The organism is Burkholderia dolosa (assembly GCF_902499135.1).
Classification (GTDB): domain Bacteria; phylum Pseudomonadota; class Gammaproteobacteria; order Burkholderiales; family Burkholderiaceae; genus Burkholderia; species Burkholderia dolosa.
Genome location: NZ_CABVPR010000012.1, coordinates 66,543 through 82,793, shown reverse-complemented (window position 1 = coordinate 82,793; position 16,251 = coordinate 66,543). Strand labels below are relative to the sequence as shown.

Sequence of the window (16,251 nt, the reverse complement as noted above, 5' to 3'; positions counted from 1 at the left end):
CCGGTCGCTCCCCGCCGGTTACCGCCGGCGCTCTTCAGTCCCACTTTCACGTAGCAACGCATCGACCATGTCCACTTCGCCCAAGATCATCTACACCCTGACCGACGAAGCGCCCGCGCTCGCCACTTATTCGCTGCTGCCGATCGTCAAGGCCTTCACGCGTTCGTCCGGCGTCGCCGTCGAGACGCGCGACATTTCGCTCGCCGGCCGCATCATCGCGGCATTTGCCGACATGCTGCCGCCCGAGCAGAAGGGTTCGGACGATCTGGCCGAGCTGGGCCAGCTGACGCTGAAGCCGGAAGCGAACATCATCAAGCTGCCGAACATCAGCGCATCGGTGCCGCAGCTGAAGGCCGCGATCGCCGAGCTGCAGGCGCAGGGCTACAAGCTGCCGGACTATCCGGAAGAGCCGTCGACCGACGAAGAAAAGGCGATCAAGGCGCGCTACGACAAGATCAAGGGCAGCGCGGTGAACCCGGTGCTGCGCGAAGGCAACTCGGATCGCCGCGCGCCGCTGTCGGTGAAGAACTACGCACGCAAGCATCCGCACAAGATGGGCGCGTGGAAGCCGACGTCGAAGGCGCACGTCGCGCACATGAGCGAAGGCGACTTCTACGGCAGCGAAAAGTCGGCGCTGATCGCCGACGCCGGCAGCGTGAAGATCGAGCTCACGACCGCCGACGGCGTGAAGAAGGTGCTGAAGGAAAAGACGGCCGTGAAGGCCGGTGAAGTGATCGACGCATCGGTGATGAGCCGCAACGCGCTGCGCAGCTTCCTCGAAGCGCAGATCGCGGACGCGAAGGCGCAGGACGTGCTGTTCTCGGTGCACCTGAAGGCGACCATGATGAAGGTCTCCGATCCGATCCTGTTCGGCCACGTCGTGTCGGTGTTCTACCGCGACGCGCTGGCCAAGCATGCGGACGTGCTCGCGCAGGCCGGCTTCAATCCGAACAACGGGATCGGCGATCTGTACGCGCGCCTGAAGGATCTGCCGGCCGATACGCGCGAAGCGATCGAAGCCGACATCAAGGCCGAATACGCGGTGCGCCCGCGCCTCGCGATGGTGAACTCGGACAAGGGCATCACGAACCTGCACGTGCCGAGCGACGTGATCGTCGACGCATCGATGCCGGCGATGATCCGCGAATCGGGCTGCATGTGGGGCCCGGACGGCGAACTGCACGACGCGAAGGCCGTGATTCCCGACCGCTGCTACGCAGGCGTCTATCAGGCTGTGATCGACGACTGCAAGCAGCACGGCGCGTTCGATCCGGTCACGATGGGCAGCGTGCCGAACGTCGGCTTGATGGCGCAGGCGGCCGAAGAATACGGTTCGCACGACAAGACGTTCCAGATTCCGGCCGACGGCGTCGTGCGCGTGATCGACGAAGCCGGCAACGTGCTGCTCGAGCATGCGGTCGAATCCGGCGATATCTGGCGCATGTGCCAGACGAAGGACGCGCCGGTGCAGGACTGGGTCAAGCTCGCGGTGAACCGCGCCCGCGCGACCGGCGCGCCGGCCGTATTCTGGCTCGATCCGGCGCGTGCGCACGACGCGCAGATCATCGCGAAGGTCGAACGCTACCTGAAGGATCACGACACGAGCGGCCTCGACATCCGGATCATGACGCCGGTCGAAGCGACGCGTTTCTCGCTCGAGCGCATCCGCGCGGGCAAGGACACGATTTCGGTCACCGGCAACGTGCTGCGCGACTACCTGACCGACCTGTTCCCGATCATGGAGCTCGGCACCAGCGCGAAGATGCTGTCGATCGTCCCGCTGATGGCGGGCGGCGGGATGTTCGAGACGGGCGCCGGCGGCTCGGCGCCGAAGCACGTGCAACAGTTCGTCGAGGAAGGCTTCCTGCGCTGGGATTCGCTCGGCGAATTCCTCGCGCTCGCGGCGTCGCTCGAGCACCTCGGCCATGCGTACCGGAACCCGAAGGCGCTCGTGCTCGCGAAGACGCTCGATCAGGCGACCGGCAAGTTCCTCGACGAAAACAAGTCGCCGGCGCGTAAGGTCGGCGGTCTCGACAACCGCGGCAGCCACTTCTATCTGTGCCTGTACTGGGCGCAGGCGCTCGCGGAGCAGACCGAAGACGCGGCGCTGAAGGCGCAGTTCGAAGGCGTCGCCAAGGCGCTCGCGGACAACGAGGCGCGCATCCTCGAAGAGCTGTCGGCCGCGCAGGGCAAGCCGCAGAACATCGGCGGCTACTATCGTCCGGACGTCGCGCTGACGAGCCAGGCGATGCGCCCGAGCGCGACGCTGAACGCGATCGTCGACGCAATCGCGTGACGCGCGACGCGTGATTGAACGGAAAACGCCCCGGATGTCCGGGGCGTTTTCATTGGCGGCTGCCGGTCAGACGTGAACGATTTCCCACTCGTCGAGTTCGTGCGGCACTTCGAGCGTCGCCGTATCGAGTTCGGCGAGCTTCGGGCAGTCGCCGCGCGAGATATGATCCGCCGCGACTTCCGGACACGAGAACGCGCCGAGCAGGGCGTTGCCGAACGTCGCTTCCCAGCCGCCGTTACCCGGCAGGATGTAGAACGACCCGAGCGCTGAACCAAAGCGAAATCCCTTCATTTCCGTTCTCCCTTTCTGATCACAAGCGATTCTGTCGTGCCGCTCGCGTTGGGTTTCCGGTATCGAACCTCATCGCGAAGCGTCGGCGCATGGACAAAGTCTACGTCTGCGACTTCGCCGAAGGGGCTGTGTAGAACGGCTTCTCAAAACAAAAATAACGGTTTAAAAACAGAGGCTTGCGGATTGCATTTTGCAATGTGCAACGTTTTTCGGCATCGCGAAACAGCGAATTTGTGCTCCGCACCACGGATTTTTATAACGCAACGCTGCGTTGCGTATCGTGAAATATCGCGACGGCGCGATCGCGCTTCGCATGAGGGGAGAAGCGGGGCTGCCGCGCTCGTCGATGAAGGTCGGCGCAACGGTGCCGGCGGACAACGCGCCGGTCGTCGGACTGAGCCGAGGCCCATTCGCGTCACCCGCGACGGATTGCCGCTGCTTCGGCGTCGCCGCGTTTCGGTTCCGGCCTGCCGTTATGATGACGCGGGCGTCCGGCGGCGCGGTGTCCGAACACATCCGGCAACAGCGGAAAGCGTCCGGCCGCGCGACGCGGCACGAATAACGAGGAACGATCGATGATACGGAGAACCTTTCTATCGCGCGCCATCGGCGTCGCGGCCGCTTCGCTGCTCGCGCGCACCGCGTGGGCGCAGCATGCGGGCCACGCGGGGATGGCGGGCATGGACCAGATGGACGACATGCAGGGCATGTCGGGCATGTCGGGCCACGCGGGGCACGGCAAGCCGGCACCGGCACCGGCCGCGCTTGCCGCCGCCGATGCGCTGCCGGCCGGCGCACCGCTCGCGACATTGCGCACGCTCGCAAACGAAAGCCGCGAGCCGGGCACGTTCCGCGCGACGCTGGTCGCGCAGCCGGTCGCGCGTCCGCTGCTGCGCGGCGCGCGGCCGACGACGTTCTGGCAATTCGGCGAAGGCACGCAGGGCCCGGTGATCGGGCCGTTGATCGACGTGCGCGAAGGCGACATGGTCGAAATCAGGTTCGTGAACAGGCTGCCGCAGCCGTCGACGATTCACTGGCACGGTTTGCCGGTGCCGCCCGATCAGGACGGCAATCCGGCCGACCTCGTCGCACCGGGTGCGACGCGCGTCTATCGCTTCACGCTGCCGAAGGGGAGTGCCGGCACGTACTGGTACCACCCGCATCCGCACATGATGACGGCCGAGCAGGTATTCCGCGGGCTCGCGGGCCCATTCGTCGTGCGCGCCGCCGACGATCCGCTCGCCGGCTGGCCCGAACGCAACCTGTTCGTGTCGGACCTGAAACTCGCGCGCGACGGCACGATCGCGCCGAACGACATGATGGACTGGATGAACGGCCGTGAAGGCCAGTTCGTGCTGGTCAACGGCGCGCGGCGGCCGCGGATCGACGTCGCGGGCGACGAGCGTTGGCGCGTGTGGAACGCGTGCAGCGCGCGCTATCTGCGCATCGCGTTCGACGACGGTCGTGCGTTCGACCATGTCGGCACCGACGGCGGGTTGTTCGACGCACCGCGTCGCGTCACATCGTTGCTGCTCGCGCCGGGTGAGCGCGCGGAACTGCTGGTTCGCGCCGGCGACCGCGCATCGCGCGCTGTGTTGCAGGCAGCCGAATACGATCGCGGCAAGATGGCGATGTCGCACGACGAGGGCCACGCCAGCCTGCCGCCCGATCCGTCGCTCGCGTTGGCTGATGTATCGTTCGCTCCCGCCGCGCCGCGCGCGGTGCCGGCGACGCTGCGGGCGGTCCCGGCGCTTGGCGAGCCGGTCGCGACGAAGGAAGTCGCGTTCGGCGAAGAGATGGACATGGACGCGATGATGAAGGGGGCCAAGCACGGTCGTCCGGCCGGCATGCGCTTCACGGTCAACGGCGACGTCTATGCGCCGCATCGTGCGACGCTGACGAGCCGCCGCGGCGACGTCGAACGCTGGACGATCCGCAACGCGACCGACATGGATCATCCGTTCCATCTGCACGGCACGCAGTTTCAGGTCGTCGAGCGTGCATCGAACGGCACGCGCACGACCGAGCCGTTCCGCGCGTGGCGCGACACGGTGAACGTGCGCAGCGGCGAGACGGTGACGATCCACGTGGTGCAGGACATGCGAGGCGAGCGCATGTTCCATTGCCACATTCTGGAACACGAGGACCTCGGCATGATGGGCACGCTGAAGGTCGTCTGATGCAGCGAAGTGCGTCGGTCGGGATATAGACGCACTGAACGGATGGTCATATCTTCGACCATCTGCATGTCCGTTCCGATAATCGCGGTCTTTACGCTGCGATTGTATAAACGAGCCGGCCAATCGATAGTCGCTCGGCCGGCTTGAAAAAAAGAAACCCGGCGCAGTGCCGGGTTTCTTTCGTCCGATATCCGGTGCCTTTACGCGGCCTGGATGTTCGACGCTTGCTTGCCCTTCGGCCCTTGGACGACCTCGAAGCTCACCTTCTGGCCTTCCTTCAGGGTCTTGAAACCCTGCATGTTGATGGCCGAGAAGTGCGCAAACAGATCTTCACCGCCCTCGTCGGGGGTGATGAAACCGAAGCCCTTCGCGTCGTTGAACCATTTGACAATACCAGTTGCCATACCTACTTCCCCTGTCACACAGTCGCTACTTACCACGAGCACGCTCGAAAAGCTAAACGACCGGAAAAATGCAGCCGTTCCCCCCTCACAAGCTCACCTTCGGCCTCTTTCAATTCGCCGACCGGCAAATGAAAAAAGTGCCAGCTTGATTGTTGGCGCTCTTTATTTGAGTGTCAAGGGGAATTTTTAGACGGTTAGAAGGGACGTTGTAAAGAACCCATTTTCAGGGTTTTTCCGGCTTTGCTTCGCAACATGCGACCAAGCGCGTGCGCTTGAAAAGTCGCATAATCGGCTCATATACCAGGCTCGAGTGACACGCGTTCGAGTCGCCCCGGCTTGTGGGATACTGGATGCGCAGATGACGTCCCGGCGCGGTTCCCCTTGACGGTTCGTGTTCCGCGCCAAGCGTGAAAGCCGGCACCGCAGCCGGCTTTCGTATGGCGCGAAGAGGTTCGCGTGTTTCCGGGATACCGGGGAGGGTGCCGGCCGGTCGGTCGGGTAACGGCAGGATTGCGGGCCTGTCCGAGTTGTTTAGAATGGGTGTATGGCGATTATCCCGGACAAGCAGGACAGCACCGTCCTGGAACGCAAGCAGCAGAAGCTCAAGCCGCCTTCGATGTACAAGGTGGTGCTGCTGAATGACGACTTCACGCCGATGGAATTCGTCGTGATGGTGGTCCAGGAGTATTTCAAGAAGGATCGCGAGACGGCCACGCAGATCATGCTGAAGGTCCATCGCGAGGGGCGAGGGGTATGTGGGGTCTATACGCGAGACATCGCGTCGACCAAGGTTGAGCAAGTCGTTACCCATGCGCGGCAGGCCGGGCATCCGCTGCAGTGCGTGATGGAGGAAGCATGATTGACCAGGAATTGGAAGTCAGCCTGCACATGGCGTTCATGGAAGCACGTCAGGCGCGCCATGAGTTCATTACGGTCGAGCATCTGCTGCTCGCCTTGCTGGATAACCCGACGGCAGCCGAGGTGTTGCGCGCGTGCGCAGCGAACATCGAGGATCTGCGTCAGAACCTGCGCAATTTCATTCACGACAACACGCCTACCGTTCCGGGTACCGACGACGTCGATACCCAGCCGACGCTCGGCTTCCAGCGCGCGATCATGCACGTGCAGTCGACGTCGAACGGCAAGAAGGAAGTCACCGGCGCGAACGTGCTGGTCGCGATTTTCGGCGAGAAGGATTCGCACGCGGTGTACTACCTGCAGCAGCAGGGCGTTACGCGTCTGGACGTCGTGAACTTCATCTCGCACGGGATCGCGAAGACGAACAGCGGCGAAGCCGCGAAGTCGGGCGACGCGAACGCGGAAAGCGACGATGCGAACGCGCAGAAGGAAACCCCGCTCGCGCAGTTCACGCAGAACCTCAATCAGATGGCGAAGGACGGTCGCATCGATCCGCTGATCGGGCGCGAGCCGGAGGTCGAGCGCGTCGTGCAGGTGCTGTGCCGTCGGCGCAAGAACAATCCGCTGCTCGTCGGCGAGGCCGGTGTCGGCAAGACCGCGATCGCGGAAGGGCTCGCGTATCGGATCACGCGCGGCGAAGTGCCGGACATCCTCGCGAACGCGCAGGTGTACTCGCTCGACATGGGCGCGCTGCTCGCGGGCACCAAGTATCGCGGCGATTTCGAGCAGCGTCTGAAGACGGTGCTGAAGGAGCTGAAGGAGCGTCCGCACGCGATTCTGTTCATCGACGAGATCCACACGCTGATCGGCGCGGGCGCCGCATCGGGCGGCACGCTCGACGCGTCGAATCTGCTGAAGCCAGCGTTGTCGTCGGGCACGCTGAAGTGCATCGGCGCGACGACCTTCACCGAATATCGCGGGATCTTCGAAAAGGATGCAGCGTTGTCGCGGCGCTTCCAGAAGGTCGACGTGACGGAGCCGAGCGTCGAGCAGACGGTCGCGATCCTGCGCGGGCTGAAGTCGCGCTTCGAAGAGCATCACGGCGTCAAGTACTCGTCCGGTGCGTTGTCGGCTGCGGCCGAGTTGTCGGCGCGCTTCATTACCGACCGTCATCTGCCCGACAAGGCGATCGACGTGATCGACGAAGCGGGTGCCGCGCAGCGCATCCTGCCGAAGTCGAAGCAGAAGAAGACGATCGGCAAGAGCGAGATCGAGGAAATCATTTCGAAGATCGCGCGCGTGCCGGCGCAGAGCGTGTCGCAGGACGACCGCAGCAAGCTGCAGACGCTCGACCGCGATCTGAAGAGCGTCGTGTTCGGTCAGGATCCGGCAATCGACGCGCTCGCCGCGTCGATCAAGATGGCGCGCGCGGGTCTCGGCAAGATGGACAAGCCGATCGGCGCGTTCCTGTTCTCGGGCCCGACCGGCGTCGGCAAGACCGAAGTCGCGCGCCAGCTCGCGTTCACGCTCGGCATCGAGCTGATCCGCTTCGACATGTCCGAATACATGGAGCGTCATGCGGTGAGCCGCCTGATCGGCGCGCCGCCCGGCTACGTCGGGTTCGACCAGGGCGGCCTGTTGACCGAAGCGGTCACGAAGAAGCCGCACTGCGTGCTGCTGCTCGACGAAATCGAGAAGGCGCATCCGGACATCTTCAACGTGCTGCTGCAGGTGATGGATCACGGCACGCTGACCGACAACAACGGTCGCAAGGCGGATTTCCGCAACGTGATCATCATCATGACGACGAACGCGGGTGCCGAGTCGATGCAGAAGGCGACGATCGGCTTCACGACGCGTCGCGAGACCGGCGACGAGATGACCGACATCAAGCGCCTGTTCACGCCGGAGTTCCGCAACCGTCTGGACGCGATCATCAGCTTCCGCTCGCTCGATGAGGAAATCATCATGCGCGTGGTCGACAAGTTCCTGATCCAGCTCGAGGAACAGCTGCACGAGAAGAAGGTCGACGCGCTCTTTACCGACGCGTTGCGCAAGCATCTCGCGAAGAACGGCTTCGACCCGCTGATGGGCGCGCGGCCGATGCAGCGGCTGATCCAGGACACGATCCGCCGCGCGCTGGCCGACGAACTGCTGTTCGGCAAGCTCGTGAACGGCGGTCACGTGACGGTCGACATCGACGAGAGCGGCAAGGTGCAACTGTCGTTCGACAAGCTCGGCAACCCGCCGCACAAGCCGAACGAAGAGACCGTCGAAGTCGAATAAGCGATAATCCGTTGTTCATTGGAACGGCGCGGGAAGTTCTCCGCGCCGTTTCGTTTTATCGGGCGCCGGCGGCGCAGATGGTGCAGGGAGCGGTAACGCAGTGACACAACAAAACCGGTCGTTCGACGACATCGTCGAGCGCGAACAAGGGCTGCGCCACGCGCTGACGTCGGGGCAGATGGCGATGATCGCGATCGGCGGCGCGATCGGTACGGGCCTCTTTCTCGGCAGCGGCTTCGCGATCGGGCTCGCCGGCCCGAGCGTGCTGCTGTCGTATGCGATCGGCGCGCTGATCGCGCTGCTGCTGATGGGCGCGCTCGCCGAAATGACGGTCGCGCATCCCACGGCCGGTTCGTTCGGCGCGTATGCCGAACACTACGTCGGCCCGCTCGCGGGCTTTCTCGTGCGTTATGCGTACTGGTTCGCGGTCGTGTTCGCGATCGGCACCGAGATCAGCGCAATCGCCGTGTTCATGAAGTACTGGTTTCCGGCCGTGCCCGGCTGGTACTGGGTGATCGGCTTCTCCGCGCTGCTGATCGCGGTGAATCTCGCGAGCGTCACGTTGTACGGATCGGTCGAGTATGCGTTTTCGCTGCTCAAGATCGCGGCGATCGTCGTGTTCATCGTGCTCGGTGCGTATCTGATCTGGACCGCGCCGTCCGCATCCGGCATCGGCTTCGCGAACTACACCGCGCACAGCGGCTTCATGCCGAAAGGGCCGTGGGGCACGTGGGTGGCGGTGATCGTCGCGATCTTCAGCTATATGAGCATCGAAGCGGTCGCGATCGCGGCCGGCGAGGCGCGCAACCCGCAGCACGCGGTCACGCGCGCGTTCCGCTCGACGGTGTTCCGGCTCGTGCTGTTCTATCTGCTGACGCTGGCGCTGATGCTCGCGATCGTGCCATGGACGCAGGCCGGCACCGACGAGAGCCCGTTCGTGAAAGTGATGGCCGCGACGCATGTGCCGTACGCAGCCGGCGTGATCAACTTCGTGCTGCTGATCGCGGCGCTATCAGCGATGAACAGCCAGCTCTACGTGACCACACGCATGATGTTCAGCCTGTCACGGGCGCGGCTCGCGCCCGCGGTGTTCGGCCGGCTCGGCGCGAACGGCGTGCCGCGCGCGGCGCTGTGGATTTCGACGAGCGGCGTCGCGGTCGCCGCGGTGCTGGTCGCCCTGGTGCCCGATACCGCATTCACCGTGATGATGGCGATCGCGATGTTCGGCGCGCTGTTCACATGGCTGATGATCTTCGTCACGCATTTGCGCTTCCGGGCGCGGTATCGCGGCCCTGCGCTCGCGTTCCGGATGTGGGCGCATCCGTTCGGCAGCCTGCTCGGTGCCGTGCTCGTCGCGGCGATTTTGCTGACGACCGCGTTTACGCGCGAATTCCGGATGACGATGGTGGTGGGCGTCGTGTTCGTCGTGCTGCTGATACTCGCGTATGCGCTGCACTATCGGCACGAACGCGCACGTTGACGTGTGACGGGGTCGCGTCGCGGGCGGTCGTGTCTTCACGGTTGCCCACGTTCCGTGAAGCACACGACGGTGAGGTTCGCTGGCGTTCTGCGACGCAGGCCGGCAGCGCGCCCGGCCGTCGACGACGAGCGCCGAGCGGACGAAGGACGCATAGCGCCTGCTTCCTCGCGCTTGCCTTGCGTCAGTGACGCCCCGTGCTGCCGAAACCGCCTTCGCCGCGCTCGCTCGCGGCAAAGTCGTCGACGATGTTGAACTGCGCCTGCACGACCGGCACGATCACGAGCTGCGCGAGCCGCTCGAACGGATTCAGCACGAACTCGGTCTGGCCGCGGTTCCACGTCGAGATCATCAACTGGTCCTGATAGTCGGAGTCGATCAGGCCGACGAGGTTGCCGAGCACGATCCCGTGCTTGTGGCCGAGGCCCGAGCGCGGCAGGATCAGCGCCGCGTAGTTGGGGTCGGCGACGTGGATCGCGAGGCCGGTCGGCACCAAAGCCGTTTCGCCCGGCTTCAGCGAAATCGGCGCGTCGATGCACGCGCGCAGGTCGAGGCCCGCGCTGCCGGCGGTCGCGTAGGTGGGCAGGTAGTCGCGCATGCGCGCGTCGAGAATCTTCAGGTCGAGTTTCATGCAGTCGTCGAATCGGTCGGAGGGGCGCGGCGCGTGCTTGTCGCCGCGCGGGTGATCAGATCAGCCGGTTGTCGGGCAGGCGCTTCGCGATCTCCGCGACGAGCGCGTGCGCGAGTTCGTCCTTCGGCGCGCGCGGCAGGCGCGTGAGCCCCGCCGCCTCGAACAGCACGACCTCGTTGTCGTCGCGGCCGAACGTCAGCGGGCCGAGATTGCCGACGAGCAGCGGCACGTTCTTGCGCTTGCGCTTCTCGTCGCCGTGCACGTCGAGGTCGCCGCTTTCCGCTGCGAACCCGACGCAGAACGGCGGGTCGGGCAGCGCGGCGACCGACGCGAGGATGTCGGGATTTTCGACGAACGTCAGCGCTGGCATCTTGCGGTCGGCCGTTTTCTTCATCTTGTGCTCGGCCGGCTGCTCGACGCGCCAGTCCGCGACCGCGGCCACCGCGATGAAGATGTCGGCGTCGGCGACCGCGTGCATTACCGCGTCGTACATCTGCTGCGCGGTCTGCACGTCCTCGCGGTACACGCCCCACGGCGTGTCGAGCGCGACCGGGCCGGCGACGAGGTGCACGTCGGCGCCGGCCTGCTGTGCGGCGCGCGCGAGCGCGAAGCCCATCTTGCCGCTCGAGCGGTTCGTGAGGCCGCGCACCGGGTCGAGCGGTTCGAGCGTCGGGCCGGCCGTGATCAGCACGCGCCGGTGCGCGAGCACCTTCGGCTGGAAGTGCGCGACGATCGCTTCATAGATCGCTTCGGGCTCGAGCATGCGGCCGTCGCCGACTTCGCCGCACGCCTGCGCGCCCGAGTCGGGGCCCAGTACCGACACGCCGTCCGCGCGCAGTTGCGCGACGTTGCGCTGCGTGGCCGGGTTTTGCCACATCTGGCGATTCATCGCGGGAACGACGAGCAGCGGACAATCGCGTGCGACGCACAGCGTCGACAGCAGATCGTCCGCGAACCCGTGCGCGAGCTTCGCGAGGAAATCCGTCGACGCGGGCGCGATCACGATCGCGTCGGCTTCGCGCGACAGGTCGATGTGCGCCATGTTGTTGTCGATGCGCGCGTCCCACTGGCTCGTGTAGACCGGCCGGCCGGACAGCGCCTGCATCGTGACGGGCGTGATGAATTGCGTGGCGGCTTCGGTCATCGCGACCTGCACGGTCGCGCCTGCCTTCGTGAGCAGCCGCGTGAGCTCGGCGATCTTGTAGCAGGCGATGCCGCCCGTCAGGCCGAGAACGAGGTGTTTTCCAGCGAGTTCTGCGTGTGCCAACTCAGGCCTCCAGGAGTCGATCCGGACGACCGGCGCGCGGCCGGCCGTCGACGCCGAGTATGCACGCTCAGCGCGAGCCGCGCACGCGACGCAGTTCGTCGTAGATCAGCAGCACCGCGCCGACGGTGATCGCGGAATCGGCGAGGTTGAATGCCGGGAAGTGCCACGTGCCGATGTGGAAATCGAGGAAGTCGATCACGTGGCCGTAGACGAGCCGGTCGATCACGTTGCCGAGCGCGCCGCCGAGAATCAGCGCGAGCGACAGGCTGAACAGCCGCTGATGGCCGTGGCGCTTCAGCAGGAAGCAGATCACGAGCGTCGCGCCGATCCCGAGCGCGGTGAATGCCCAGCGCTGCCAGCCGCTCGCGGTCGACAGGAAGCCGAACGCGGCGCCGCGGTTGTACACGAGCACGAGGTTGAAGAACGACGTCAGCGCGTGCTGCGCGCCGTATGCGAACGTTTTGAGGATCGCGATCTTCGACAGCTGGTCGAACAGGATCACGATCAGCGAAATGCCGAGCCAGGGCGCGAGCGCGCCGCTGGCCGGCTTCGACAGGGTTTTCGCCATGGTTTAAGCAGCGCTCCGGATTTCGCCGTTTTCAAAGAGGTTCGAGAAGCAGCGGCCGCACAGCGTCGGATGGTCGGCGTGCGCGCCCACGTCCTCGCGGTAATGCCAGCAGCGTTCGCACTTCTGGTACTTCGACGCAGCGACGTCGACGCTTTCCTGCGCTTCGTCGTCGACCTTCACGACCGTCGCGGCCGACGTGATCAGCACGAATTTCAGATCGTCGCCGAGGCTCGCGAGCGCATCGTAGCGCGCGCCGCTCGCGTGCACGGCTACCTCGGCCTGCAGCGACGAACCGATGCGGTTCGCGGTGCGCGCTTCCTCGAGCGCCTTCGTCACGTTGCCGCGCACGTCGCGCAACAGCGCCCACTTGTCGATCAGCGCGGCGGCATCGTCGATCGCCGGATACGCGTAGTACGTTTCTGTGAAGATCGTGTCGCTCGCCGGCTGGAACACCTTCCACGCCTCTTCGGCGGTGAACGACAGGAACGGCGCGAGCACGCGCAGCAGCCCTTGCGTCAGGTGGTACAGCGCGGTTTGCGCGGAGCGGCGCGCGCGCGAATCGGCCGCGCTCGTGTACAGGCGGTCCTTCAGCACGTCGAGATAGAAGCCGCCGAGATCCTCCGAGCAGTACGTCTGCAGCTTCGCGACGACCGGGTGGAACTCGTACTTCTCGTAGTGCGCGAGCAGTTCGGTCTGCAGCTGCGCGGAGAACGCGACCGCATAGCGGTCGATCTCGAGCCATTCGCCGGCGGGCAGCGCGTGCTGCGCGTAATCGAAGTCGGACAGGTTCGCGAGCAGGAAGCGCAGCGTGTTGCGGATGCGGCGATAGCCTTCGGTCACGCGCTTCAGGATCTCCTCGGAGATCGCGAGCTCGCCCGAATAGTCGGTCGACGCGATCCACAGCCGGATGATTTCCGCGCCGAGGCGGTTCGCGACTTCATGCGGATCGATGCCGTTGCCGAGCGACTTGCTCATCTTGCGGCCTTCGCCGTCGACGGTGAAGCCGTGCGTGAGCAGCCCCTTGTACGGCGCGCGGCCGTCGAGCATCGACGCGGTCAGCAGCGACGAATGGAACCATCCGCGGTGCTGGTCGGAGCCTTCGAGGTACAGATCGGCCGGGAACTGCAGCTGGTCCTTGTGCGAGCCGCGCAGCACGTGCCAATGCGTCGTGCCGGAGTCGAACCACACGTCGAGCGTGTCGCGGTTCTTCTCGTACAGGTTCGCGTCGTCGCCGATCAGCTCGCGCGGATCGAGCGTCTGCCACGCCTCGATGCCCGCCTGCTCGACGCGCTTCGCGACTTCCTCGAGCAGCTCCAGCGTGCGCGGGTGCAGCTCGCCGGTTTCCTTGTGCACGAAGAACGCCATCGGCACGCCCCATTGGCGCTGGCGCGACAGCGTCCAGTCCGGCCGGTTCGCGATCATGCTGAACAGCCGCTGCTTGCCCCACGACGGATAGAACGCGGTCGCGTCGACGCCTTCGAGCGCCGTTTCGCGCAGCGTCTTGCCGCCGTCGCGCGGCTTCACGTCCATGCCGGCGAACCACTGCGACGTCGCGCGGTAGATGATCGGCGTCTTGTGGCGCCAGCAGTGCATGTAGCTGTGCGTGTACTTCTCGCTGCGCAGCAGCGTGCCGGCCGCATTCAGCGCGTCGACGATCTTCGGGTTCGCGTCCCAGATCGACAGCCCGCCGAACAGCGGCAGCGACTCGATGTAGCGGCCGTCGCCCATCACCGGGTTGATGAAGTCGGAATCGGTCATTCCGTGCGCCTTGCACGAGATGAAGTCTTCGATCCCGTATGCGGGCGACGAGTGCACGATGCCGGTACCGGTGTCGGTCGTCACGTAGTCGCCGAGATAGACGGGCGCGGTGCGCTGATAGCCGGGATGTGCGGACGCGAGCGGGTGATGGAAGCGCAGGTTCGCGAGCTTCACGCCCGGCGCGGTCGCGACGACGCGGCCGGTCAGCTTGAATTCGGCCATGCACGCGGCGACGCGCTCTTCCGCGATGATCAGCAGCCCGCGCTCGGTGTCGACGAGCGCGTAGACGATTTCCGGATGAAGGTTCAGCGCCTGGTTCGCGGGGATCGTCCACGGCGTCGTGGTCCAGATCACGATGCCGCCTTCCGCGCGCGGCAGCGCGGACAGGCCGAACGCATGCGCGGTCTTTTCCGGCTCCGCGAACGGGAACATCACGTCGATCGTCGGATCCGTGCGGTCCTTGTACTCGACTTCCGCCTCGGCGAGCGCGGAGCCGCAGTCGAAGCACCAGTTCACCGGCTTGAGCCCGCGGTACACATAGCCCTTCTCGAGGATCTTGCCGAGCGCGCGGATCTCTTCCGCCTCGTTGACGAAGTTCATCGTCTTGTACGGATTCGCCCAGTCGCCGAGCACGCCGAGGCGCTTGAAGCCGGCCTTCTGCTTCTCGATCTGCTCGGTCGCGTACGCGCGCGCCTTGCTCATCACTTCCGCGGCCGGCAGCGACTTGCCGAACTGCTTCTCGATCTGGATCTCGATCGGCATCCCGTGGCAGTCCCAGCCGGGCACGTACGGCGCATCGAAGCCGGCCATGTTGCGCGACTTCACGACGATGTCCTTCAGAATCTTGTTCACCGCGTGACCGAGGTGGATGTCGCCGTTCGCATACGGCGGGCCGTCGTGCAGGATGAACTTCGGCCGGCCCTTGCTGGCTGCGCGGATCTTGTCGTACACGCGGCGCTCTTCCCACTCCTTCACCCATTGCGGCTCGCGCTTGGGAAGATCGCCGCGCATCGGGAACGGCGTGTCGAGCAGGTTGACCGGATACTTGGCCTGCGGTTTCGAATCGGCTTTCTTGTTGCTCATGATGGGATCGCTATCAAATCGGGAGACGCTCGAGCGTCGTGAATCGGTATGCGCGCGCGGCGGCGGCGCGACGGAGCGGCGCAAGGCCGCAGGCCGGATCAGCTAATTCGGTCGGTTGCCGACGTCGAGAAGCCGGTCGCGCGGCTGCCCGGCGCGCGGTCGCGCTCGATGAAGTACGCGCGCGCATTCGCGACGTCCTGCGCGATCGCGCGCGACAGCGCCTCCAGATCGTCGAATTTCGCCTCGTCGCGCAGTTTCTGCAGGAATTCGACGCGCACGAGCTTGCCGTACGCGTCGCCGTGCCAGTCGAGCAGGTGGACTTCGAGCAGCACGCGGCCGGAATCGTCGACGGTCGGACGCAGGCCGAGGCTCGCGACGCCCGGCAGCGGAGCCGGCCCGAGACCGTGCACCTGCACGACGAAGATGCCGGCGAGCGCCGGCCGCTTGTGCGCGATCGGCAGATTCAGCGTCGGAAAGCCGAGATCGCGGCCGAGCTTCAGGCCGTGCGCGACGTGGCCGCTGATCGCGTAGCCGTGGCCGAGCGCCTGCGCGGCCGCGGCGAGATCGCCGGCCGCGAGTGCGGCGCGCACGCCCGAGCTCGAAATGCGCGTGCCGTCGCTGCCGGCGACCGTGCCCATCTGCTCGACCTCGAAGCCGTACTGCTCGCCGGCTGCCTTCAACGTGTCGAACGTGCCCGCGCGCTTCGCGCCGTAGCAGAAGTCGTCGCCGACCATCATCCACCGCGTATGCAGCCCGTTGACCAGCGTGCGCTCGACGAACGCCTGCGGCGACTGGCTCGCGAACGTGTGATTGAAGTGCTCGACGACGACGCGGTCGACGCCGTGCTCGCGCAGCGCCTCGAGCTTGTCGCGCAGCATCGCGATGCGCGGCGGCGCGCCGGCCGGGTTGAAGAATTCGCGCGGATGCGGCTCGAAAGTCATCACGCACACGGGCAGCCCGCGTGCGTCCGCTGCCGCGCGCACGCGCGCGAGCAGGGCCTGGTGGCCGCGATGGACACCGTCGAAGTTGCCGATGGTCAGCGCGCACGGCGCGCGACTCTCGGCGTTGGGCAGGCCGCGGAAGACTTTCACGATAGCGGATGCAGCGTCGGGGAATGGGCGGTGGAATGCCGCAAAGCAGAAGATTATAAAC

The 16,251-nt window shown here is 65.5% G+C and carries 12 protein-coding genes; 5 read left to right on the top strand and 7 right to left on the bottom strand.

Features of this window, described 5'->3' with window-relative positions:
- Nucleotides 1-67 precede the first annotated feature (67 nt).
- Complete coding sequence (locus BUB20358_RS08175; RefSeq protein ID WP_006763596.1) at nucleotides 68-2,296, top strand: NADP-dependent isocitrate dehydrogenase; 2,229 nt, start codon at nucleotides 68-70, stop codon at nucleotides 2,294-2,296.
- A 66-nt stretch (nucleotides 2,297-2,362) separates the two neighbouring features.
- Here BUB20358_RS08175 and BUB20358_RS08170 read toward each other — a convergent pair whose 3' ends face one another.
- A complete protein-coding gene (locus BUB20358_RS08170; protein ID WP_006763597.1) occupies nucleotides 2,363-2,587 on the bottom strand; it encodes a hypothetical protein in 225 nt (74 codons plus the stop codon).
- A gap of 575 nt (nucleotides 2,588-3,162) precedes the next feature.
- On the opposite strand from BUB20358_RS08170, the gene BUB20358_RS08165 reads away from it, so the two are divergent.
- Nucleotides 3,163-4,767 (top strand): multicopper oxidase family protein, encoded by a 1,605-nt coding sequence (locus tag BUB20358_RS08165; protein WP_035971853.1) that lies wholly within the window; start codon nucleotides 3,163-3,165, stop codon nucleotides 4,765-4,767.
- Between the two features lie 200 nt (nucleotides 4,768-4,967).
- On the opposite strand, the gene BUB20358_RS08160 is transcribed toward BUB20358_RS08165, so the two are convergent.
- The gene (locus BUB20358_RS08160) at nucleotides 4,968-5,171 is read right to left on the bottom strand and encodes a cold-shock protein (RefSeq protein ID WP_004196460.1); all 204 of its coding nucleotides are present in this window, start codon (nucleotides 5,169-5,171) and stop codon (nucleotides 4,968-4,970) included.
- A gap of 544 nt (nucleotides 5,172-5,715) precedes the next feature.
- On the opposite strand from BUB20358_RS08160, the gene clpS reads away from it, so the two are divergent.
- The 3 genes from clpS to BUB20358_RS08145 all read left to right on the top strand — a co-directional run bounded on the left by clpS (nucleotide 5,716) and on the right by BUB20358_RS08145 (nucleotide 9,795).
- Entirely contained in the window at nucleotides 5,716-6,030 is a 315-nt protein-coding gene (gene clpS, locus BUB20358_RS08155; RefSeq protein WP_006398529.1) for an ATP-dependent Clp protease adapter ClpS, read from the top strand.
- Complete coding sequence (gene clpA / locus BUB20358_RS08150; protein ID WP_045552418.1) at nucleotides 6,027-8,315, top strand: ATP-dependent Clp protease ATP-binding subunit ClpA; 2,289 nt, start codon at nucleotides 6,027-6,029, stop codon at nucleotides 8,313-8,315. Before clpS ends, clpA begins: the two co-directional genes overlap by 4 nt.
- A 100-nt stretch (nucleotides 8,316-8,415) precedes the next feature.
- Nucleotides 8,416-9,795: an amino acid permease gene (locus BUB20358_RS08145; RefSeq protein WP_006763599.1), complete on the top strand. Its 1,380-nt coding sequence runs from the start codon at nucleotides 8,416-8,418 to the stop codon at nucleotides 9,793-9,795.
- A 181-nt stretch (nucleotides 9,796-9,976) separates the two neighbouring features.
- Here BUB20358_RS08145 and dut read toward each other — a convergent pair whose 3' ends face one another.
- From dut to BUB20358_RS08120, 5 genes are all read right to left on the bottom strand, one after another.
- Nucleotides 9,977-10,423: a dUTP diphosphatase gene (dut, locus tag BUB20358_RS08140; RefSeq protein ID WP_006763600.1), complete on the bottom strand. Its 447-nt coding sequence runs from the start codon at nucleotides 10,421-10,423 to the stop codon at nucleotides 9,977-9,979.
- 55 nt (nucleotides 10,424-10,478) lie between these two features.
- Complete coding sequence (gene coaBC, locus BUB20358_RS08135; RefSeq protein WP_006763601.1) at nucleotides 10,479-11,690, bottom strand: bifunctional phosphopantothenoylcysteine decarboxylase/phosphopantothenate--cysteine ligase CoaBC; 1,212 nt, start codon at nucleotides 11,688-11,690, stop codon at nucleotides 10,479-10,481.
- 67 nt (nucleotides 11,691-11,757) lie between these two features.
- On the bottom strand, nucleotides 11,758-12,258 hold the full coding sequence (gene lspA, locus BUB20358_RS08130) for a signal peptidase II (RefSeq protein ID WP_006763602.1): 501 nt from the start codon (nucleotides 12,256-12,258) through the stop codon (nucleotides 11,758-11,760).
- Nucleotides 12,259-12,261: 3 nt separating this feature from the next.
- Nucleotides 12,262-15,099 carry an isoleucine--tRNA ligase gene (ileS, locus tag BUB20358_RS08125; protein ID WP_006763603.1) on the bottom strand — a complete coding sequence of 946 codons (2,838 nt, stop codon included), beginning with the start codon at nucleotides 15,097-15,099 and terminating at the stop codon, nucleotides 12,262-12,264.
- Between the two features lie 98 nt (nucleotides 15,100-15,197).
- A complete protein-coding gene (locus tag BUB20358_RS08120) occupies nucleotides 15,198-16,190 on the bottom strand; it encodes a bifunctional riboflavin kinase/FAD synthetase (RefSeq protein WP_006763604.1) in 993 nt (330 codons plus the stop codon).
- Nucleotides 16,191-16,251 lie beyond the last annotated feature (61 nt).

Coding starts and splice junctions, on each gene's coding strand:
- ileS (WP_006763603.1), bottom strand. CDS start 15,099: ATGAGCAACAAGAAAGCCGATTCGAAACCGCAGGCCAAGTATCCGGTC.
- BUB20358_RS08160 (WP_004196460.1), bottom strand. CDS start 5,171: ATGGCAACTGGTATTGTCAAATGGTTCAACGACGCGAAGGGCTTCGGT.
- BUB20358_RS08170 (WP_006763597.1), bottom strand. CDS start 2,587: ATGAAGGGATTTCGCTTTGGTTCAGCGCTCGGGTCGTTCTACATCCTG.
- BUB20358_RS08175 (WP_006763596.1), top strand. CDS start 68: ATGTCCACTTCGCCCAAGATCATCTACACCCTGACCGACGAAGCGCCC.
- dut (WP_006763600.1), bottom strand. CDS start 10,423: ATGAAACTCGACCTGAAGATTCTCGACGCGCGCATGCGCGACTACCTG.
- lspA (WP_006763602.1), bottom strand. CDS start 12,258: ATGGCGAAAACCCTGTCGAAGCCGGCCAGCGGCGCGCTCGCGCCCTGG.
- BUB20358_RS08165 (WP_035971853.1), top strand. CDS start 3,163: ATGATACGGAGAACCTTTCTATCGCGCGCCATCGGCGTCGCGGCCGCT.
- clpA (WP_045552418.1), top strand. CDS start 6,027: ATGATTGACCAGGAATTGGAAGTCAGCCTGCACATGGCGTTCATGGAA.
- clpS (WP_006398529.1), top strand. CDS start 5,716: ATGGCGATTATCCCGGACAAGCAGGACAGCACCGTCCTGGAACGCAAG.